This window comes from Amycolatopsis sp. WAC 04169 (genome assembly GCF_003947535.1).
GTDB lineage: Bacteria > Actinomycetota > Actinomycetes > Mycobacteriales > Pseudonocardiaceae > Amycolatopsis > Amycolatopsis keratiniphila.
This window is the reverse complement of the sequence record NZ_QHJI01000004.1, coordinates 422,390-439,318: the sequence shown is the minus strand read 5'-3', so window position 1 is coordinate 439,318 and position 16,929 is coordinate 422,390. Positions and strand designations below refer to the sequence as shown.

The following is a 16,929-nucleotide window of genomic DNA, read 5'->3' as shown; positions in this document are numbered from 1 at the left end:
GAACTCGGCGGTGTTCTTGGGAGGCAGCATGTCCCGGCAGGACGGGCCAGGCCGGAGCCTGGCCGAAAAACTCGACCATCTGTTCGCGCACGTCACCCGGCGCAACGGAACCGAGTTCACGTACGAAGAGGTCGCGTCCGCGATCACCGCCGAGGGTGTGACGATCTCCCAGAGCTACGTCTGGCAGCTGCGCAAGGGAAAGAAGGACAACCCGACGCTCAAGCACCTGCAGGGGCTGGCGGATTTCTTCGGCGTCCCGGTCACGTACTTCTTCAACGAGGACGTGAGCGACCGGGTGGACCGGCAGCTGGAGTATCTGCGCGCGGAACAGGCGCGGTTGCGGGAGCTGGCCGAAACCGACGAGGTGCGCCTGATGGCCATGCGCGCGGGCGAGTTGACGACCGATCGCCGCGAACTGGTGAAGAACCTCCTCGACGTGGTCTGGCGGGATCAGCAGGCCATGCGCGAGCGTGGGTCCAAACAGGACTGACGCCTTCGGCGACACCCGTTGTCCTTGTGGTGCCTGGGTTTTCGCTTCGTCCACAGTGGTCATCCACTGAGGAAAACGGACTAACCTCTCATATGTTCTCTTGGGTCGACACGATAGGGTGACGTCCTCTAGGCTCCTCGGCAAGAGTTCCTGTGTGGAACGGACGACGTCGGTCCGCCCGCCGGACTCCACATTGCGGGTTTGCCATGGGGGCGACGAAGAATGCACGTGAAATCAGTGATCAGAGTGGACGGCGACGTCCGCGCGGGGGCGTATCCCCGTGCGGAGCTGCTGGTCCTGCGAGACTTCTTGACGGAATCCGAACAGGGGAACGCCGTCGCGGCGGTGGTCACCGGAACCGCCGCGAGCGGGAAAAGTGAACTCTTGCACGCATTCGGGCAACAATGCGCTGAAGCGGAAGCAACGGTGATGAGCGCGCTTTGCGTGGAAGCGGAGAAGGATCTCCCGTTCACCGCGCTGTTCCAGCTTTTCCGCGGCCCGGCACTTTCGGGAGATCTGCGCGCGAAGGCCGCGGACTTGCTGACGCGGGCCGAGCAGTCCGGGCTGACCGGGCGGCCCAGCACGCATCTGATGCTCGACCTGCTGGAGCTCGTGCGCGAGCTCGCCGCGAGCCGTCCGGTCGTGGTCCTGGTCGACGACTTCCATCATGTGGACACCCCGTCGCTGCACTGGCTGATGTTCCTCATGCGCCGCATGCGCACGATGAAAGTGCTCATCGTGCTGACGGAGTCGTTGTCCGCCAAGCAGACCTTGCCCTTGCTGGGCGCCGAGTACCTCCGGCTCCCGCACTGCCGCCGGATCCGGCTGAAGCCGCTGGGCCGCGAAGAGGTGGCCCGGTTCGTCCCGCCCGGTCAGGACGACACCCTGGTGACGGGCCTGCACGAGCTCAGTGGCGGGAATCCGTTGCTGGCTCAGGCACTCCTGGAAGATCTCCGTGCCTCGGGCGTACCCCTCGCGCCCGAGACCCGGCCGATCCCCGGCGATCACTACTGCCAGGCGGTGGCGGCGTGCCTCCAGCGCGGCGACCAGGACACCCGGACCCTCGCCGGTGTCCTCGCGGTGCTGGGTAAAGGGGAAACGGTCTGCCTCGCCGTCCGGGTGGCCGGGATGGACCAGCGCACCGCCGGCCGCGCGATCACCCTCCTGCACCAGGTCGGCCTGCTCGACGCGGGCCGGTTCCGGCATCCGATGACGGTGACCGCGGTGCTGGCCGACGTCCCGGTCGCGGAACGCGCGCGGCTGCACGAGCGCGCCGCGGCCCTCCTGCACCACGACGGCGCCGGCGCGCTCGACGTGGCCCGCCACCTCGTCGCCGCCGACCGGGCCGAGCGGCCGTGGGCGGTACCCGTGCTGCGCACCGCGGCCGAACTGGCCAAAGTGGACAACCGGACCTCGTTCGCGGTCCAATGCCTGAAGCTGGCCTGCCGGTCGTGTGGCGACGAGGCGCTCGAGGTCGAGATGGTGACTCAGCTCGCCGGTCTGGAATGGCGGAACAACCCGGCCATCGGCGCCGTGCACACGGACCACCTCTACGAGATCTTCCTCGCCGGGCAGCTCCCGGTGCGGGCCGCCGCCATCCTGGTGCGGTTCCTGCTGTGGCACGGCCGCACCGCGGAAGCGGGCGAGGTGCTCGACAAGCTCGCCGTCATGGAGCCTTCGGCCGACGATCGCACCGAGGCGGAACTGCGCATCACCCGGCTGTTCATCCTCTGTTCCTATCCCGTTCTGCGCGACAAGCTGCCTGCCCCGGCCGTGAAGGACCGCGTTCCCGCGCAATCCTTCGACCCCAACGTCCAGGCGGCGATGGCGCTGAGCCGGATCGTCACCAACGGCCCCGACGACGACGCGATCGCCTCGGCCGAGAACGTGCTGAAGAGCATCCAGCTCGGCGACACGATGGTCGAATCCGTGCGTAGCGCGCTGTTCGCGCTCATCTACGCCGACCGGCTGGACAAGGCGGTGCCGTGGTGCGAGCTGCTGCAGCAGGAGGCCGCCGATTGTGACGCGCCCAGCTGGCAGGCCGTGTTCGCCGCCGCCAGGGCGGAAATGGCGCTGCGCCAGGGAGATCTGGTGACGGCGGAGAAGCAGGCCAAGGCGGCCTTGACGTTCATCACGCCGCAGAGCTGGGGCGTGGCCGTCGGAGTCCCGCTGGCGACGCTGTGCCTCGCCGCCGTCGGGATGGGCAAGTTCGAGGAGGCGGCCGCGCATATCAACCAGCCGGTGCCCGCCTCGATGCTGCAAACCCGGTTCGGCCTGCACTACCTGCGCGCCCGCGGCAGGCTTTACCTGGAGACCGACCGGGTGCACGCCGCGCTCGGCGACTTCGTCCTGTGCGGGGAACTCAGCAAGAGCTGGGATTTCGACCTGCCGGTGCTGGTGCCCTGGCGCGGCGACACGGCCGAGGCGTACCTCCGGCTCGGCATGCCGGAGAAGGCGAAGTCCCTGCTGGACGAGCAACTCGCGAAGCTCGCCGGCTCGACGTCGCATGTGCGGGGAATCTCGTTGCGGCTCAAGGCCAAGATCGCCGAACCGCAGAAGCGGCCGGAATTGCTGCGTGAAGCGGTGAAGATCTTCCAGGCGGGCGGTATCCGCCTCGAACTCGCCCGCGCGCTCGGCGATCTCAGCCGCGCGCACTACACGCTGGCCGAATCGGGCCGCGCGCGCACGGTGGCCCGGCAGGCGTGGCATATCGCGAAGGGTTGCCACGCCGAGGTGATCTGCCGGGATCTGCGTCTCGACGGGACAGGCGACGAGGGAAAGCCGGTGGCCACCGCGGCGGAGATCGCCGCGTCGGGCGTCGAACGCGAGCTCGTCGAGTCGCTGAGCGAGGCCGAGCGACGGGTCGCCGGGCTCGCTTCCCTCGGCCACACGAACCGGGCGATCGCGAGCAAGCTCTACATCACGGTGAGCACGGTCGAACAGCATCTCACCCGCGTCTACCGCAAACTGGACGTGAACCGGCGCCGGGATCTCCCGTCGTGGCTCCAGGTTTCGGTCGTCAACAGCGCCTGAACACGACGAAGGTCTCCTTACCCGGCTCGGGTGAGGAGACCTTCGTCGTCCCGTCTACTTGACGGCGGTCACGGCCGCCATCGTGCCCGCCCACCAGTAGGTGCAGTCGGCCGGCGGCTTCAGGTCCCGGACGACCTCCACCCGGAACGAGCTGAAATGTTCGAGCAGGGCGCGCTGGTGCGCGCGGCTCAGTGAGTCGATTTCGTTGGTGTAATAGGAGAAGACGCCACCGGGACGAAGGTGGGCGGCGGCGTGCTCGAAGAATTCGGCCGCCAGCACGATGGCCTTCGGGCCGAGGGTCCTGGCGAATTCCCGCTCGTCGGTCGGATAGGTGTCGTACAGGATCGCGTCGTACTGGCCGAGGCCGCCGAGCACGTCCTGCCAGGCGCCGAGTTCCAGCCGGATATCGCGGTCCGGCCACTGGGCGCGCCATTTCTCGAACTCCGCCTTCACCTCGGAGTTGATTTCGATCAGGGTGTGCGACCGGACGCCCGCGTCCTGGACGTAGGTGGCCGAAATGCCCATCCCGAAACCGACTTCGAGCAGATCCCCGCCGTTCGCCGCGGCGTTTTCCGCCAGTACCTTCATCAGCGGCCGTTCCCAGTTCTGCATCACCTGCTGGCCCTGGATGAGCAGCTGCGTCGGATCGCTGTAGTCAGCGGTGCTGTCCTGCCAGTTCCGGCGGATCAGCGGCCGGTGCGAGCCGTCGACGAATTCCTGCTGGATGGTGTCCAGATGTTCCAGATCGCTGGCGAACTCGAACACCGCGCGGCCGAGAAGGAGGTTGCGCTGGCCGGGCCCCTTCGCCCGGAGGAAGTCGTCCCTGACCGGGTCCACCGTTATCTTGAATTCCTTGAAGTTCCGTTGCATTCTGGTATATCTCCTACGGTCACGCGAGTCCTTTCAAGCCCACGGTATCGGTGATCTTGGTCCGGTAGCCGAAATGCAGGGGGTGACTTGACCACTGAACGGCACTGACGTCGGGAATAGGGGTTCTGGAATAGGGGGTGAAGTTCTCCGCACGGGAGGTTTCCCCGTGATAGGAACTTCACATGCCGGGGGAAACGAAGAACCAGGACACCGACGGCCGTGGCGCGCGCAGGCGCTCGCTCGTCTCGTTGATCGCCGACGTCACCGTGCCGGTCGTCGTCTACTACGCGCTGCTCGCCTTCGGGTGGAGCAGCGGATCCGCCTTGGTGGCGGCCACGATCGCCATCGGCGTCCTCGTGCTCGCCGTCGCGGTCAAGGAACGCAAGGTCGACGGCTTCGGGGTGTTCGTGCTCGGAGTCTGCGCGGTGACCCTGCTGGTCTCCCTGGTGAGCGGGGACGAACGCCTGCTGCTGGCCAAGGATCCCTTCACCAGCGGCCTGGCCGGGATCGCCTTCCTCGGCAGCCTCGTCTTCGGGAAACCGGTGACCTTCTTCATCTCCCGCCGGATCCGGGCGCTCACCCCGGCTCGGCGTCTGGGCTGGGACCGGCTTTACGCCGCGGAACCCGAGTTCCGCAAACTGCACCGCGTCTCCACCGCGGGCTGGGGCGTGGTCCTGGTCGCCGAGTCCGCCGCCCGGCTCGTCCTGATCTACTCGCTGCCCGCGTCGGTGATGGTCGGCCTGTCCACCGCGATCGAACTGACCGCGATCACCGGCGTGGTCGTCTGGACCGTCTGGTACCGGCGCCGCTCCGCCGGTCGTGGGCTGGAAAAGTCGCTTCGCACGGCGGATGCGGCGCCCGCGGCTGTCTAAAATGGACTAGGGGCGAGTAGGGGAAAGTGAGGGGTTGGTCCGCGCCGGACCCCGTCGTACGTTTCGGTCGAGACAGTGTGGCCCCGATGACCAGGGAGATCCGCCACGATGACCGCAGCCGATTTCGCGCCCCCGCTGACCACTCTCTGCCCCGATTTCCCTTTCGCCTACGACGATTGGCTCGCGCATCCGGCCGGCCTCGGTGAGCTGCCGCCGGACCGCCTCGGCCAGGAGGTCGCCGTCGTGGGCGGCGGGATAGCGGGTGTGGTCGCGGCCTACGAACTGCTGCGCCTCGGCCTGAAACCGGTGGTCTACGAAGCGGGCCAGATCGGCGGGCGGATGCGCTCGATCCCCTTGGCGGGCGAGGACGGCGCGGTCGCAGAGATGGGCGCGATGCGGTTCCCGCCCTCGGCCACCACCCTGTACCGGTACATCGACGAGGTCGGCCTGGAGACCAAGCCGTTCGCGAACCCGTTGTCCCGCAGCACTTCCACCACGGTGATCAACCTCGACGGGGTGACCTACCGCGCGCGGACCCCGGCGGACCTCCCGTCGGTGTTCCACGAAGTCGACGACGCCTGGCACAAGGCCCTGCAGGAACTGGCCGATCTGTCCACCATGCGCGACGCCATCCGGATGCGCGACACCGCCATGGTGAAGGCGATCTGGAACCGGCTGCTGCCCGAACTCGACGACCAGTCCTTCTACGGTTTCCTGGCGCGGTCGACGGCGTTCGCCTCCTTCCGCCATCGTGAGATCTTCGGCCAGGTCGGCTTCGGCACCGGCGGCTGGGACACCGATTTCCCCAACTCCGTGCTGGAAATCCTCCGCGTCATCTACACCGGCGTCGAGGAGGGGCCGCGGCAGATCATCGGTGGCTGCCAGCAACTTCCCCGGCGGCTGTGGGAGCACGCACCCGCTTCGGCACGCTTCTGGCCGGCCGGGACGTCGGTCGCGTCGTTGCACGACGGATCGCCGCGTCCCGCCGTACTCGGGTTGCGCCCTGCGGTGGACGGATTCGCCGTCGAGGACGAGAACGGTGACGTGCGGACCTATCCGGCCGTGGTCTTCACCGCGCAGCACCGGGTGCTGCTCACCAAGATCGCCGGCGTGCGCCCGCTGCTGCCCGCGAACGTCTGGACCGCGCTGGAACGCACGCACTACATGGGCGCTTCGAAGTTGTTCGTCCCGGTCGACCGGCCGTTCTGGCACGACGTCGATCCCCGCACCGGCGAGGAACTGATGGGGATGACCCTGACCGACCGGACCCCGCGCAGCGTCTACCTTTTCGACGACGGACCGGATTCGCCTGCCGCGCTGTGCCTTTCCTATACCTGGAACGACGATTCGCTCAAGTTCGCGACCCTCGGCCCGGCGGACCGCCTCGAACTCGCGCTCGACGCGCTCGCCGACATCTACCCGGGTGTCGACATCCGTTCCCACATCACCGGCGACCCGGTCACCGTCACGTGGGAGAACGAGCCGAATTTCCAAGGCGCGTTCAAGGCGAACCTGCCGGGGCAGTACCGCTACCAGCGCCGCCTGTTCACCCATTTCCGGCAGGACGACCTTCCTGCCGCCCAGCGCGGCCTGTTCCTCGCCGGTGACGACATCTCGTGGATGGGCGGCTTCGCCGAAGGGGCGGTCACCAGCGCGCTCAACGCGGTGTGGGGGACGCTGCGTCATCTCGGCGGGGCCACCGACCCGCGCAATCCCGGACCCGGCGACGTCTTCGACCATATCGCGCCGATCGAACTGCCCGAGTCCTGAACGGGCCGAGGCCCGGTCCGGCGACTGGGGGGTAGTCGACGGACCGGGCAGGCGAGACAGTGCTCAGCTCGCGTAGCTGGGGGTTCGCTGAGCCTGCCTGAGTACCTTGGCCCGGTAGACCCAGACCCCGGCGGTGCGGAAGATGACCATCGTCAGCGCCATGGTGACGAAGAAGGCGGAGACGCCGCCGGCGTCGATCCCGGTGTCCATCAGGAACTTGCCGAAGTCGGCCGCGAACGAGTGGCTGTGCTCGAGGGTGTAGACGAAGATGAGCCGACCGACCAGGACGAACAGCCACAGTCCCAAGTAGACCCAGCCCGCCCTGGTGTAGACGGCGGATTTCTCCTGGTCCCACTCGACCTTCGTGCCCTTCAGCAATCCCCAGCCGATCAGGACACCCGCCGCGATGCCGACCAGCCCGGCCATCGTGTTCGGCGTGGTCAGCTTGAGGTCGTAGAGGACCGCCCAGCCCACCAGCGCGCACGTGAAGAACGGCAGGATCAGGATGACCAGGTGGGCCTTGTGGCGACCGATGTGCGTGAACAGCACCAGCGCCAGCAGTACGCCGCTCAGGATGAGGGCGTTTCGCATGGCTTCACTCATCAAAACTCCTTCGAAAGACTCCCCATCCGGCAGTTCGATGCCGGTTGTCCCGAAATCTAGGGCGAGCGGCCGGGCCGATCATCGGCGTGCGGGTGGGAATCCGGTTGGAGATCGGCGTCCACCTCGAGGTGGAGTGCCGTGTGGCGCGGACCGGTGAGGGCAGGAGATGATGCGGATATGGTCGAAGAAGTGCCCCCGGTCCGGATCGTGATCGCCGAAGACCAGGCGGCGGTACGCGAAGGACTGGCCCTGCTGGTGGGGACGGTCGCGGGGATCACCGTGGTCGGCCAGGCGCCCGACGGCGAGGTCGCCGTGCGGCTGGCCGGGGAACTGCGCCCGGACGTCGTCCTGATGGATCTCTCCATGCCCCGGTGCGACGGCGTCGAGGCGACCCGGCGGATCAAGGAACGGCATCCGGAGATCGAGGTCGTCGTGCTCACCACCTACGCCGACGACGACTGGGTGCTGCGCGCGTTGGAGGCCGGAGCGTTGGGATACCTGACGAAATCGGCCAACAAGCACGAAATCGGGCGGGCGGTGCACGCGGCCGCGGCGGGGCAGGCCCTGCTCGATCCCCAGGTGCAGCGGCGGGTGCTCGGTGCCGCGTTGACGCCCGCGCCCGCTTCGGCGCCGCCGCCGGAGGACGACGCGAAGCTCACCAAGCGGGAAGCCCATGTGCTGACGCTGATCGCGGCGGGGCGGAGCAACAAGGAGATCGCCGCGGAACTGTTCGTCAGCGAGACGACGGTCAAGAGCCATATCAACCGGATCTTCGCCAAGACGGGGAGCCGGGATCGGGCGCAGGCGGTTCGTTACGCGTACCAAGCGGGTTACGTGCGGGACTAGCCCGGCACCCGGGCGGTGACGTCCCAGAACCGGCCGTCCGGCCCGGTGACCAGCGTGCCGTCGACGAGTTCGATCCGTTCGCGCATCCCGGTCAGGCCGTAGCCCGGCGTGTGCCCGGGGTCCGGTGCGGCGGCGAGGGGATTGCGGACGTGCAGCCGGACCTCGTCCGGCGGGTACTCCAGTTCGACGCTCACCGCTTCACCTGCGGCGTGCTTGGCCGCGTTCGTCAGGGCTTCCCGGCAGATCCGCAGCAGCGCGATCGTCTGCGCCGACGGGAGATCGCGGTGCTCGCCCAGCATGGTGAAGTCCGCGGGGGTGTCGTGTTCGCGGCCGAAGGTCCGCACCAGTTCGGTCAGCGCGTCCGGCAGGGCGCGGACGTCCTCGCGCAGCGCCGCCACGGCGTCCCGGACGTCACTGAGCCCTTGGTCGGCGAGACTTCGCGACAGCGCGAGCGAACGCAGGGCGCCTTCGGTGTCGTTCTCCTCCACCAGCAGGGTGTGCATCACCTCCAGCTGGACCCGCAGCGCGCCGAGGGAATGGGCGACGACGTCGTGGATCTCGCGGGCGATGCGGGTGCGCTCGTCGAGCGTCGCCGCGCGCACGCCCCGGGTGTGCGCCAGCCGTTCCTGGTGCAGTAACCGTTCCGCCTGCGCGACCCTGGTCAGATGACCGCGGCGGGTGAATCCGACGAGGACCACGATGACGACCGCGCCGAGCGCCCCCAGCCACGCCTCCGAAGGACGGTGGCCGAGCAGGCTGGACGCCACGATGGCGGCGGCGTCGAAGACCATCAGCGCGATGATCGCGACGGTGCTCGGCTCCAGCCGTGAAGCGAACGCGGCGAGGGTGATGCAGGTCATGATCACGGCGGTGCCGTCGGTGGCGGCGCCGGTACCGAAGGCGGGGACCGCGCGCTGTTCGCCGAGCGGGAGCAGGGCGGCGCGGGGGAAGCGCTCGCTGATGCCGATCCACAGCAACCAGCTCGCCGACGACACCGCGTAGAGCACCCACAGCCAGCCGGCGCCGTCCGGCACGGTCGCGGTCATCTGGGTGACGGCCAGCAGCGCCGTTCCGGCGGCGGGCGCGGCCCATCGCCAACGACGTTCCTCGACCTCGTCGGACACTGCGTCGGTCATACGACGATCGTAGGGCCACGACGGTTTTTTGCTCGCGGGTGATCATTCCGAGGGTGGAAATACCGTCACCGTTGGTAGGAGGTCGCTCTCGCGCGGTTGTTTCCGCAGGAAGCGTCCGGCTAGTGTTCGCCGAGGCGAAAGAAAGCGGTCTCCCGCCCCTCCGCCGAACAATTCCCATCCTTTCCGGAGGAATCCTGCGATGACCGCTCCAAGCGGCGATGCCGGGGACTGGGTCCGTGTTTTCCGGCCCGGAGGACCGTCGGTACCGCGTCTGATCTGCCTGCCCGACGCCGGTGCGGCCGCGAATGCGTTCTTCCCGCTTTCCGCCGCGCTCGCGCCGGGGATCGAAGTGCACGCGGTGCAATATCCGGGACGTCAGGATCGGGTCGCGGAACCGTGTGCCGAAGACATCGGGGAATTGGCCGACCGGGTCACCGGGGCGCTCGCGCTCTGGGAAGGCGCGCCGTTCGCGGTGTACGGCCACGGAATGGGCGCGGTCGTCGGTTTCGAGGTGGCCAGACGGCTGGAGCAGGCGCTGACCGGGAGCCCGGTCGCGCTGATCGTGTCGGGCTGCCCGGCCCCGTCCCGGTCCGGCGCCGCCGGGCTCCACCTGCTGCCGGATCAGGACCTCGTGGCCGAGCTGTACTCGCTGCGCGACGCCGGCTCGCCGGGCGCGCGAGACGCGGAACTGCTCAAGGCCACCTTCCCGGCCATCCGGGCCGACTTCCGGGCGCTGGCCGCATACCGGCCCGAGCCCGCGCCGCCGCTGCGTTGCCCGGTCACGGTGCTCGTCGGCGACAGCGATCCGACGGTGTCCCTCGACGAGGCGCGCGCCTGGCACGAGTACACCACCGGCCCGTTCGATCTCCAGGTCTTCCCTGGTGGGCACGGTTTTCCGGAGGCGCGTCCCGAGGAGTTCGCCGAGGTGGTGACCGCCGCGGTCCGGCGGCGGTGAAGCGCCCACGACGTTGCGAAAGCCACTTTCTCAACCTTGAAGGTTGCGAAAGTGGCTTTCGCGACATCCACGACTGGGCGTCCGCCTGGACACGCGTGTCGTCCACTCAATCACCTGTGTCGTCCGTCGGATCACACGTGTTCGCCCGATCCGACGTCGCGTTCGCGGTCCGGGGTCAGCGCTGCGGGCTGCCGCCGGGGACCTTGGCACCGCCGAGGCGGGCGGACAGGACGAGCGTCATCGCCATCAGGTTCGCGCCCAGCGAGAGCAGGATGGTGCCGCCGCCGGAGGTCAGCGTCGCGCCGGCGAAGTGCCCGATCACCCCGAGCACGCCGCGGACGAGCAGCAGGCCCACCCAGACGGCGAGACCGAGCGCGCCGATCCGCTGGTAGACCTTGTCGCCGCGCCGCTGCAACTGCGTCATCGCGCCCATCGCGGCGCCGCCCAGCAGCGAGACCAGCAGGCCCGCGCCCAGGAAGACGATGTCGGTCACGCTGATGGTGGTGTCCAGATGCCGCATCTGGATGACCCCGATGGCGACCAGGGTGAGCGGCCCGCCCCAGATCTCCACGTTCTCCAGCGGCTTCCAGCTCATGCGCTGGTAGATCACGTAGACGACGACGGCGATGGCGACCGCGATGTTGATCAGCGTGCTGGTGTCCACTGCGCACTCTCCTCGGCTGTGGGCGACCGGTTCGTTCGGTATCGATCACGAGCGTAGGAGCCAGGACCCGCCGCGGCGACCAACCACGGGTTGACGTCCGGGTGGAATTCCCCGGTCCACCCGAACCGGGGATCAGGCGATTAGGGGTGGGCACCGGTCGCTAGGGGTTGTTGGCGCTTCGAGGCCGATCCTACTGTCGGGTTCATCGGCCGGACCGCCGATTCCCGGCCCGATCGGCTCTCGCTTCCGAATCCCCTTTCCCGGAATTCGGAGCCGGATTTCGCCGACTGAAAGGTGTCTCACGTTGCATTCCTACCAAGTGGCCGTCGTCGGCGCCGGATACGTCGGGCTGACCACCGCGGCGTGTCTCGCCTCGCTCGGGCACCGGGTCCGATGCACCGATTCCGATCGCGGCAAATTGGCCCGGCTCGAACGCGGTGAAGTCGACATCCTGGAAAAGGGCCTGCCCGGTCTGGTCGCCGAGGGAATCGCCGCCGGACGGCTCGGTTTCGTCGAGTCGGCCGCGGAGGCCGTCGAGACCGCGGAGGCCGTGTTCCTTTGCGTGCCCACCCCGATGGGCGAGGGCGGGATGGCCGATCTGTCGGCCGTCATCGACGTCGCGACCAAGATCCGTGACGTGCTTTCGCCGGGTTGCGTACTGGTGAACAAGTCGACCGTGCCGGTCGGGACCGCGGCCAGGGTCGCCGCGCTGCTGGGCCGGGACGACGTCGCGGTGGTGAGCAATCCGGAGTTCCTCCGCGAGGGCACCGCCGTCCACGACTTCCTCAACCCGGACCGGATCGTCGTCGGTTCCGACACCCGCGGCCCGGCGGAACGGGTCGCGGCGCTCTACGCCCGGCTCGGCGCCCCGACGGTGCTGACCGACGCGGCGAGCGCGGAGATGGTCAAGTACGCCGCCAACTGTTTCCTCGCCACGAAACTGTCCTATGTGAACGCCATCGCCGAACTGTGCGAGCGGCTCGACGCCGACATCGGCGACGTCACCGAAGGCATGGGCTACGACCGCCGGATCGGCCCGACGTTCCTCTCGCCGGGGCCGGGCTGGGGCGGTTCCTGCCTGCCCAAGGACACCATGGCGCTCAAACAGGTCGCCGAGGTCGCGGGTTTCGAGTTCGGCCTGCTCGACGAGGTCATCTCCGGGAACGCGAAACAGGCGTCCCGGGTGGTCGAACGGATCGCCGTCGCCTGTGGACTCGACGCGGACGCGGACCTCACCGGCCTGCGGATCGGCCTGCTCGGGCTGACCTTCAAGGCGGGCACCAACGACCTCCGGGACTCCCCGGCGCTCAGGGTCGCCCGGCTGCTGGCCGAGCGCGGCGCGGAGCTGACCGGATACGACCCCGGTCTCACCGGCGCCGAACCGCCGATCCCCGGCGTCCGGGTCGTCGACGACCCCTACTACATCGCGAAGGACGCGCACGCGCTGGTCCTGCTGACCGATTGGCCGCAGTTCCGTGCCCTCGACTGGCCGCGGATCGCCGGCCTGCTCGAAGGACCGGTCATCGTCGACACCCGCAACCACCTCGACCCCGACGCGCTCAGCCGGGCCGGCATCGCCTGGCGCGGCTTCGGCAGGCCCCCGGTCGACCCGGTGCGCACGCCGTCCCTCGATCCCGTTCCCTGACCGTCCTCAAAGGACAGAAAAGAAAGGTGGACCCCATGCGGGTTTTGTGCACCGTGACCGGCTCGCAGGGCCACGCACGGGCGGTGCTGCCCTTGGCCAGGGCGGCGGCGAAGGCGGGCCACGAAGTGCTCGTCGTGACCCCGCCGGAACTGGCCGACGTCTTCGAACCCGGGCTGATGCGGATCGAGCCGGTGCTCCCGGGGATGGTCGAGGCGATCGGGCGGATGGTCCAGGAACGCCAGGAGGCCGAAGCGGCCGGGACCCCGCGCCGGGTGCTGGACACGCGCGAACAGCTGATCGCCACCGCGAGCGGCCCGCACGTCACCACCGCCTACCAGAAGCTCTATCCACTGGCCAAGGAGTTCCAGCCCGACATCGTGCTGCGCGACGGCGCGGAGCTGTCCGGCGCGCTGGTCGCCGAGCAGCTCGGCGTCCCCTACATCAGCGCGCCGTCCGGTGCGGGCAATCTGATCGACCCGGCGGGCCTGGTGGAGCCGCTGAACGAGCGCCGTCAGGAGCTGGGGCTCGCCGCCGAACCCGACGCCGGGATGGTGCACCGCTACGGCCGGTTCGACTGCCTGCCCGCCGATACGTCGTTCGCCGCCTTCGATCTGCCGGCGCCGTTCACCTACCGCCAGCCGTCGGAGGTGGCCACCGGTGAGGTCCTGCCGCCGGAGATCGCCGCGATGCCCGCGGACCGGCCGCTGGTGCTCGCCTCGGTCGGCACCGCGCTGCCCATGCTCGGCGCGTTCAAGGCGTTCGGCATCGACCCGCCGGAGGAGATGGAAGACCCCGACGTCACGGTCCGCGCCCTGATCGAAGGACTGTCCAGTGTGGACTGCTCGGCGGTGGTGGCGACGGCCGGGTTCCCGATCGGCGACGTCGCGGTCGGCGACAACGTGCTCGTCGTCGAACGGATGCCGCAGCCGCTGCTGCTGGAATGCGCGCAGCTGTTCCTGACCCACGCCGGGTACAACAGCATCCGCGAGGCACTGCGTGCCGGAGTCCCGATGGCCACGCTGCCGCAGTTCGGCGACCAGCCGCACAACGCGCGCCGCATCGAGGAGCTCGGGTTCGGCAAGCAGATCCCCGCCACCACGCCGGAGGCGGTCGCCGAGACCTGCCGCGCGGTGCTGGCCGACGCCACGATCGCGGCCACCGTCGCACGGGCCCAGCGGCGGAGCCTGACCATGCCGGGCGTGGAATCCGCCGTGGCCCATCTCGAAGAGCTCGCCGGCCGGGCCGCGGGAACGGAGTAGCGCGGTGCAGATCGACCACTACGTCAGCCAGCTGCTGGACGTGCTTTCCACCCGCCCGGACGAGATCGCGTTGCGCTACGGCGACGAAGCGCTGACGTCGGCGGAATTCGCCGCGGCGATCACCGGCGCCGCCGCCGCGCTGCGCGACCGCGGGACCGGCGAGGGTGGGGTGGTGGCCCTGCTGACCGTGGGGAACAGCCCGGCGACGCTGATCGGCCGGTACGCCGCCAACCTGATCGGCGCCACCGTGGTGCACCTGCGCGGGATCAACGCCGCCGATCCGCTGGACGAACTCCCGGTCGCCACGCAGGTCGAGATCGTCGACGACACCGGAACCACCGTCCTGCTCACCGACGCGGCGAACCTCGACCGGGCCAGGAAGATCCGCGACGCCATGGCGGAACCGGCGGCACTGGCGGCTTTCGGGGACTTCGGCGACGACGTCGCCGACCTCACCGGGACCGCGAGCGAGGTCGAGCCGCGAGCCGAGGGCACCGCCGTACTGACCTACACCAGCGGGACCACCGGCAGGCCCAAGGGCATCGGCCGCGGGTTCGGCGGGCTGGGCGCGGTGGTCACCAAGGCCCGGCACATGACCGAACGCTGCACGATGCTGGTGACCACGCCGCTCAGCCATTCCGTCTCGTCCACAGTGGACGACGCGGTCGCCTCCGGCGGGATGATCGTCCTGCACGAGGGGTTCGACGCCGGCGCCGTGCTCGAAGCCGTGGAACGCCACCGGGTCAACCGGGTCTACCTGGCCACCCCGCAGCTCTACGACCTGCTCGACCATCCGGCACTGGGCACCACCGACCATTCCAGCCTGCGCGAGCTGTACTACGGCGGGAGCCCGGCCTCCCCGGTGCGGCTCTCCCGGGCCGCGGAGGTGTTCGGCGCGAAGCTGATCCAGATCTACGGCACCACCGAAAGCTGGGTGATCGCCGCGCTGTCGCCGGAAGAGCACCTGAAGCCGGAACTGCTCACCACGGTCGGCAAGGCGGTCCCGTTCGTCCAGGTAGGAATCCGCGATCCGCACGTGCGGCACGAGCTGCCCGCCGGGAAGACCGGGGAGATCTGTGTCCGGTCGCCGATGATGATGGACGGCTACTGGAAGCGGCCCGACCTGACCTCGAAGGTCCTCATCGACGGCTGGCTGCACACCGGCGACGTCGGCTACCTCGACGAGAACGGCTACCTGTACCTGGTCGACCGGCTCGCCGACATGATCAAGACCAACGGCATCAAGGTGTATCCGGCCGAGGTCGAGAACGCGCTGCTGGCCCATCCGGACGTCGCGCAGGCCGCGGTGTTCGGGGTCGCCGACGAGGACAACGTCGAGTACATGCACGCGATCGCGGTGCCGCGCCGCGGCAGGGACGTGGATCCCGCCGACCTTGCCGCGCACGTCGCGCGGGTGCTGTCCCCGAGCCACGTGCCGGCGGAGATCCGGCTCCGCGCCGAGCTTCCGCTGACCGACGCGGGGAAGCCGGACAAGCTCCGCCTCCGCGAAGAGGCGAAACCCGCCACCAAGTCCAGCCACGCCGAGCCAGAGAGCGAGTTGACGTCATGACCACCTACCTGGAGTCCTTCCAGCGCACCCTGCAAGGCGAAGTGCTGCAGAAACGCGACTTCCTGGAGATCGGGCGGCAGGCGGGCCGGTTCCCGGCGGCCAGCCGGTACGAGGAGGCCGAAGCGGTCGCCGAGATCAACGTCTGGTGCAGCAACGACTACCTCGGCATGGGCCAGCACCCGGACGTGCTCTCCGCGATGAAGGAGGCCGTCGAGCGATTCGGCGCCGGGGCGGGCGGTTCGCGCAACATCGCGGGCACCAACCACTACCACGTGGCGCTGGAACGCGAACTGGCCGAACTGCACGGCAAAGAGGACGCGCTGCTGTTCACCTCCGGCTACACCGCCAACGACGGTTCGCTGACCGTGCTGGCGGGCCGTCCCGAGGACTGCATCGTGTTCTCCGACGAGAAGAACCACGCCTCCATCATCGACGGGCTGCGGCACAGCGGCGCGGAGAAGAAGATCTTCCGCCACAACGACGTCGCGCATCTGGCCGAGCTGCTCGCCGCCGCCCCGGCGGACCGGCCGAAGATGATCGTGTTCGAGTCGGTCTACTCGATGAACGGCGACATCGCGCCGCTGGCCGAGTTCGCCGCGCTGGCGAAGCAGTACGACGCCATGACCTATGTGGACGAAGTGCACGCGGTCGGGATGTACGGCCCCGAAGGCGCCGGGATCGCCGCGCGCGAGGGGATCGCCGACGAGTTCACCGTCGTGATGGGCACGCTGGCCAAGGGTTTCGGCACCACCGGCGGATACATCGCCGGGCCCGCCGCGCTGATCGACGCCGTGCGCACGCACTCGCGATCGTTCATCTTCACCACCGCGCTGCCGCCCGCCGTGGCCGCCGGAGCGCTCGCCGCCGTCCGGCACCTGCGTTCGTCGGAGCGGGAGCGCGAGATCCTCGCCGACAACGCGCAGCTGCTGCACAAACTGCTCGCCGAGCGTGGCATCCCGTTCCTCTCGGACGAGTCGCATATCGTGTCGATCCTGGTCGGCGACGACGCGCTGTGCAAGAAGGTGCACGAACTCCTGTTGCAGCGGCACGGGATCTACATCCAGTCGATCAACGCGCCGAGTGTCCCGTTCGGACAGGAGATCCTGCGCACGGCCCCGTCGGCGGTGCACACCGGCAGCGACGTGCAGAAAATGGTCGAGGCGCTGGACCAGATCTGGCTGGATCTCGGCCTGCCGCGCGGCTGAGAGGGGAGTCC

14 protein-coding genes are annotated in these 16,929 nt (G+C 69.0%); 10 read left to right on the top strand and 4 right to left on the bottom strand.

Annotation, left to right across the window (positions count from 1 at the left end):
- Window positions 1–28 precede the first annotated feature (28 nt).
- Both DMC61_RS11085 and DMC61_RS11080 read left to right on the top strand, forming a co-directional pair.
- On the top strand, window positions 29–490 hold the full coding sequence (locus tag DMC61_RS11085; RefSeq protein ID WP_043848035.1) for a helix-turn-helix domain-containing protein: 462 nt from the start codon (window positions 29–31) through the stop codon (window positions 488–490).
- A 222-nt stretch (window positions 491–712) separates the two neighbouring features.
- The gene (locus tag DMC61_RS11080) at window positions 713–3,523 is read left to right on the top strand and encodes an AAA family ATPase (protein ID WP_125688984.1); all 2,811 of its coding nucleotides are present in this window, start codon (window positions 713–715) and stop codon (window positions 3,521–3,523) included.
- Between the two features lie 54 nt (window positions 3,524–3,577).
- On the opposite strand, the gene DMC61_RS11075 is transcribed toward DMC61_RS11080, so the two are convergent.
- Window positions 3,578–4,393 carry a class I SAM-dependent methyltransferase gene (locus DMC61_RS11075; RefSeq protein ID WP_016333284.1) on the bottom strand — a complete coding sequence of 272 codons (816 nt, stop codon included), beginning with the start codon at window positions 4,391–4,393 and terminating at the stop codon, window positions 3,578–3,580.
- A 182-nt stretch (window positions 4,394–4,575) separates the two neighbouring features.
- Between DMC61_RS11075 and DMC61_RS11070 the strand changes: the two genes are divergently transcribed.
- Both DMC61_RS11070 and DMC61_RS11065 read left to right on the top strand, forming a co-directional pair.
- Entirely contained in the window at window positions 4,576–5,265 is a 690-nt protein-coding gene (locus DMC61_RS11070; protein ID WP_125688982.1) for a VC0807 family protein, read from the top strand.
- Between the two features lie 108 nt (window positions 5,266–5,373).
- Window positions 5,374–7,035 carry an NAD(P)/FAD-dependent oxidoreductase gene (locus tag DMC61_RS11065; protein ID WP_125688980.1) on the top strand — a complete coding sequence of 554 codons (1,662 nt, stop codon included), beginning with the start codon at window positions 5,374–5,376 and terminating at the stop codon, window positions 7,033–7,035.
- Between the two features lie 63 nt (window positions 7,036–7,098).
- On the opposite strand, the gene DMC61_RS11060 is transcribed toward DMC61_RS11065, so the two are convergent.
- Window positions 7,099–7,638, bottom strand: coding sequence for a DUF1453 family protein (locus tag DMC61_RS11060; RefSeq protein ID WP_063270881.1), 540 nt, complete (start codon window positions 7,636–7,638; stop codon window positions 7,099–7,101).
- 177 nt (window positions 7,639–7,815) lie between these two features.
- Here DMC61_RS11060 and DMC61_RS11055 point away from each other — a divergent pair, with 177 nt between their 5' ends.
- Window positions 7,816–8,484, top strand: a complete 669-nt coding sequence (locus DMC61_RS11055; protein WP_125688978.1) for a response regulator transcription factor — start codon at window positions 7,816–7,818, stop codon at window positions 8,482–8,484.
- On the opposite strand, the gene DMC61_RS11050 is transcribed toward DMC61_RS11055, so the two are convergent.
- The gene (locus tag DMC61_RS11050) at window positions 8,481–9,620 is read right to left on the bottom strand and encodes a sensor histidine kinase (protein WP_125688975.1); all 1,140 of its coding nucleotides are present in this window, start codon (window positions 9,618–9,620) and stop codon (window positions 8,481–8,483) included. The two genes, DMC61_RS11055 and DMC61_RS11050, sit on opposite strands and share 4 nt — an antisense overlap.
- 199 nt (window positions 9,621–9,819) lie before the next feature.
- On the opposite strand from DMC61_RS11050, the gene DMC61_RS11045 reads away from it, so the two are divergent.
- On the top strand, window positions 9,820–10,575 hold the full coding sequence (locus DMC61_RS11045; RefSeq protein ID WP_125688973.1) for a thioesterase II family protein: 756 nt from the start codon (window positions 9,820–9,822) through the stop codon (window positions 10,573–10,575).
- A 175-nt stretch (window positions 10,576–10,750) separates the two neighbouring features.
- On the opposite strand, the gene DMC61_RS11040 is transcribed toward DMC61_RS11045, so the two are convergent.
- Window positions 10,751–11,239, bottom strand: a complete 489-nt coding sequence (locus DMC61_RS11040) for a hypothetical protein (RefSeq protein ID WP_158634083.1) — start codon at window positions 11,237–11,239, stop codon at window positions 10,751–10,753.
- Between the two features lie 304 nt (window positions 11,240–11,543).
- Between DMC61_RS11040 and DMC61_RS11035 the strand changes: the two genes are divergently transcribed.
- The 4 genes from DMC61_RS11035 to hemA are packed head-to-tail and all read left to right on the top strand — an operon-like array spanning window position 11,544 to window position 16,918.
- On the top strand, window positions 11,544–12,884 hold the full coding sequence (locus DMC61_RS11035; RefSeq protein ID WP_125688969.1) for a UDP-glucose/GDP-mannose dehydrogenase family protein: 1,341 nt from the start codon (window positions 11,544–11,546) through the stop codon (window positions 12,882–12,884).
- Window positions 12,885–12,919: 35 nt separating this feature from the next.
- On the top strand, window positions 12,920–14,143 hold the full coding sequence (locus DMC61_RS11030; RefSeq protein ID WP_125688967.1) for a glycosyltransferase: 1,224 nt from the start codon (window positions 12,920–12,922) through the stop codon (window positions 14,141–14,143).
- A 4-nt stretch (window positions 14,144–14,147) separates the two neighbouring features.
- Entirely contained in the window at window positions 14,148–15,713 is a 1,566-nt protein-coding gene (locus DMC61_RS11025; protein ID WP_016333294.1) for an AMP-binding protein, read from the top strand.
- Window positions 15,710–16,918 carry a 5-aminolevulinate synthase gene (gene hemA / locus DMC61_RS11020; RefSeq protein WP_063270874.1) on the top strand — a complete coding sequence of 403 codons (1,209 nt, stop codon included), beginning with the start codon at window positions 15,710–15,712 and terminating at the stop codon, window positions 16,916–16,918. The genes DMC61_RS11025 and hemA overlap by 4 nt, the downstream gene beginning before the upstream one ends.
- Window positions 16,919–16,929 lie beyond the last annotated feature (11 nt).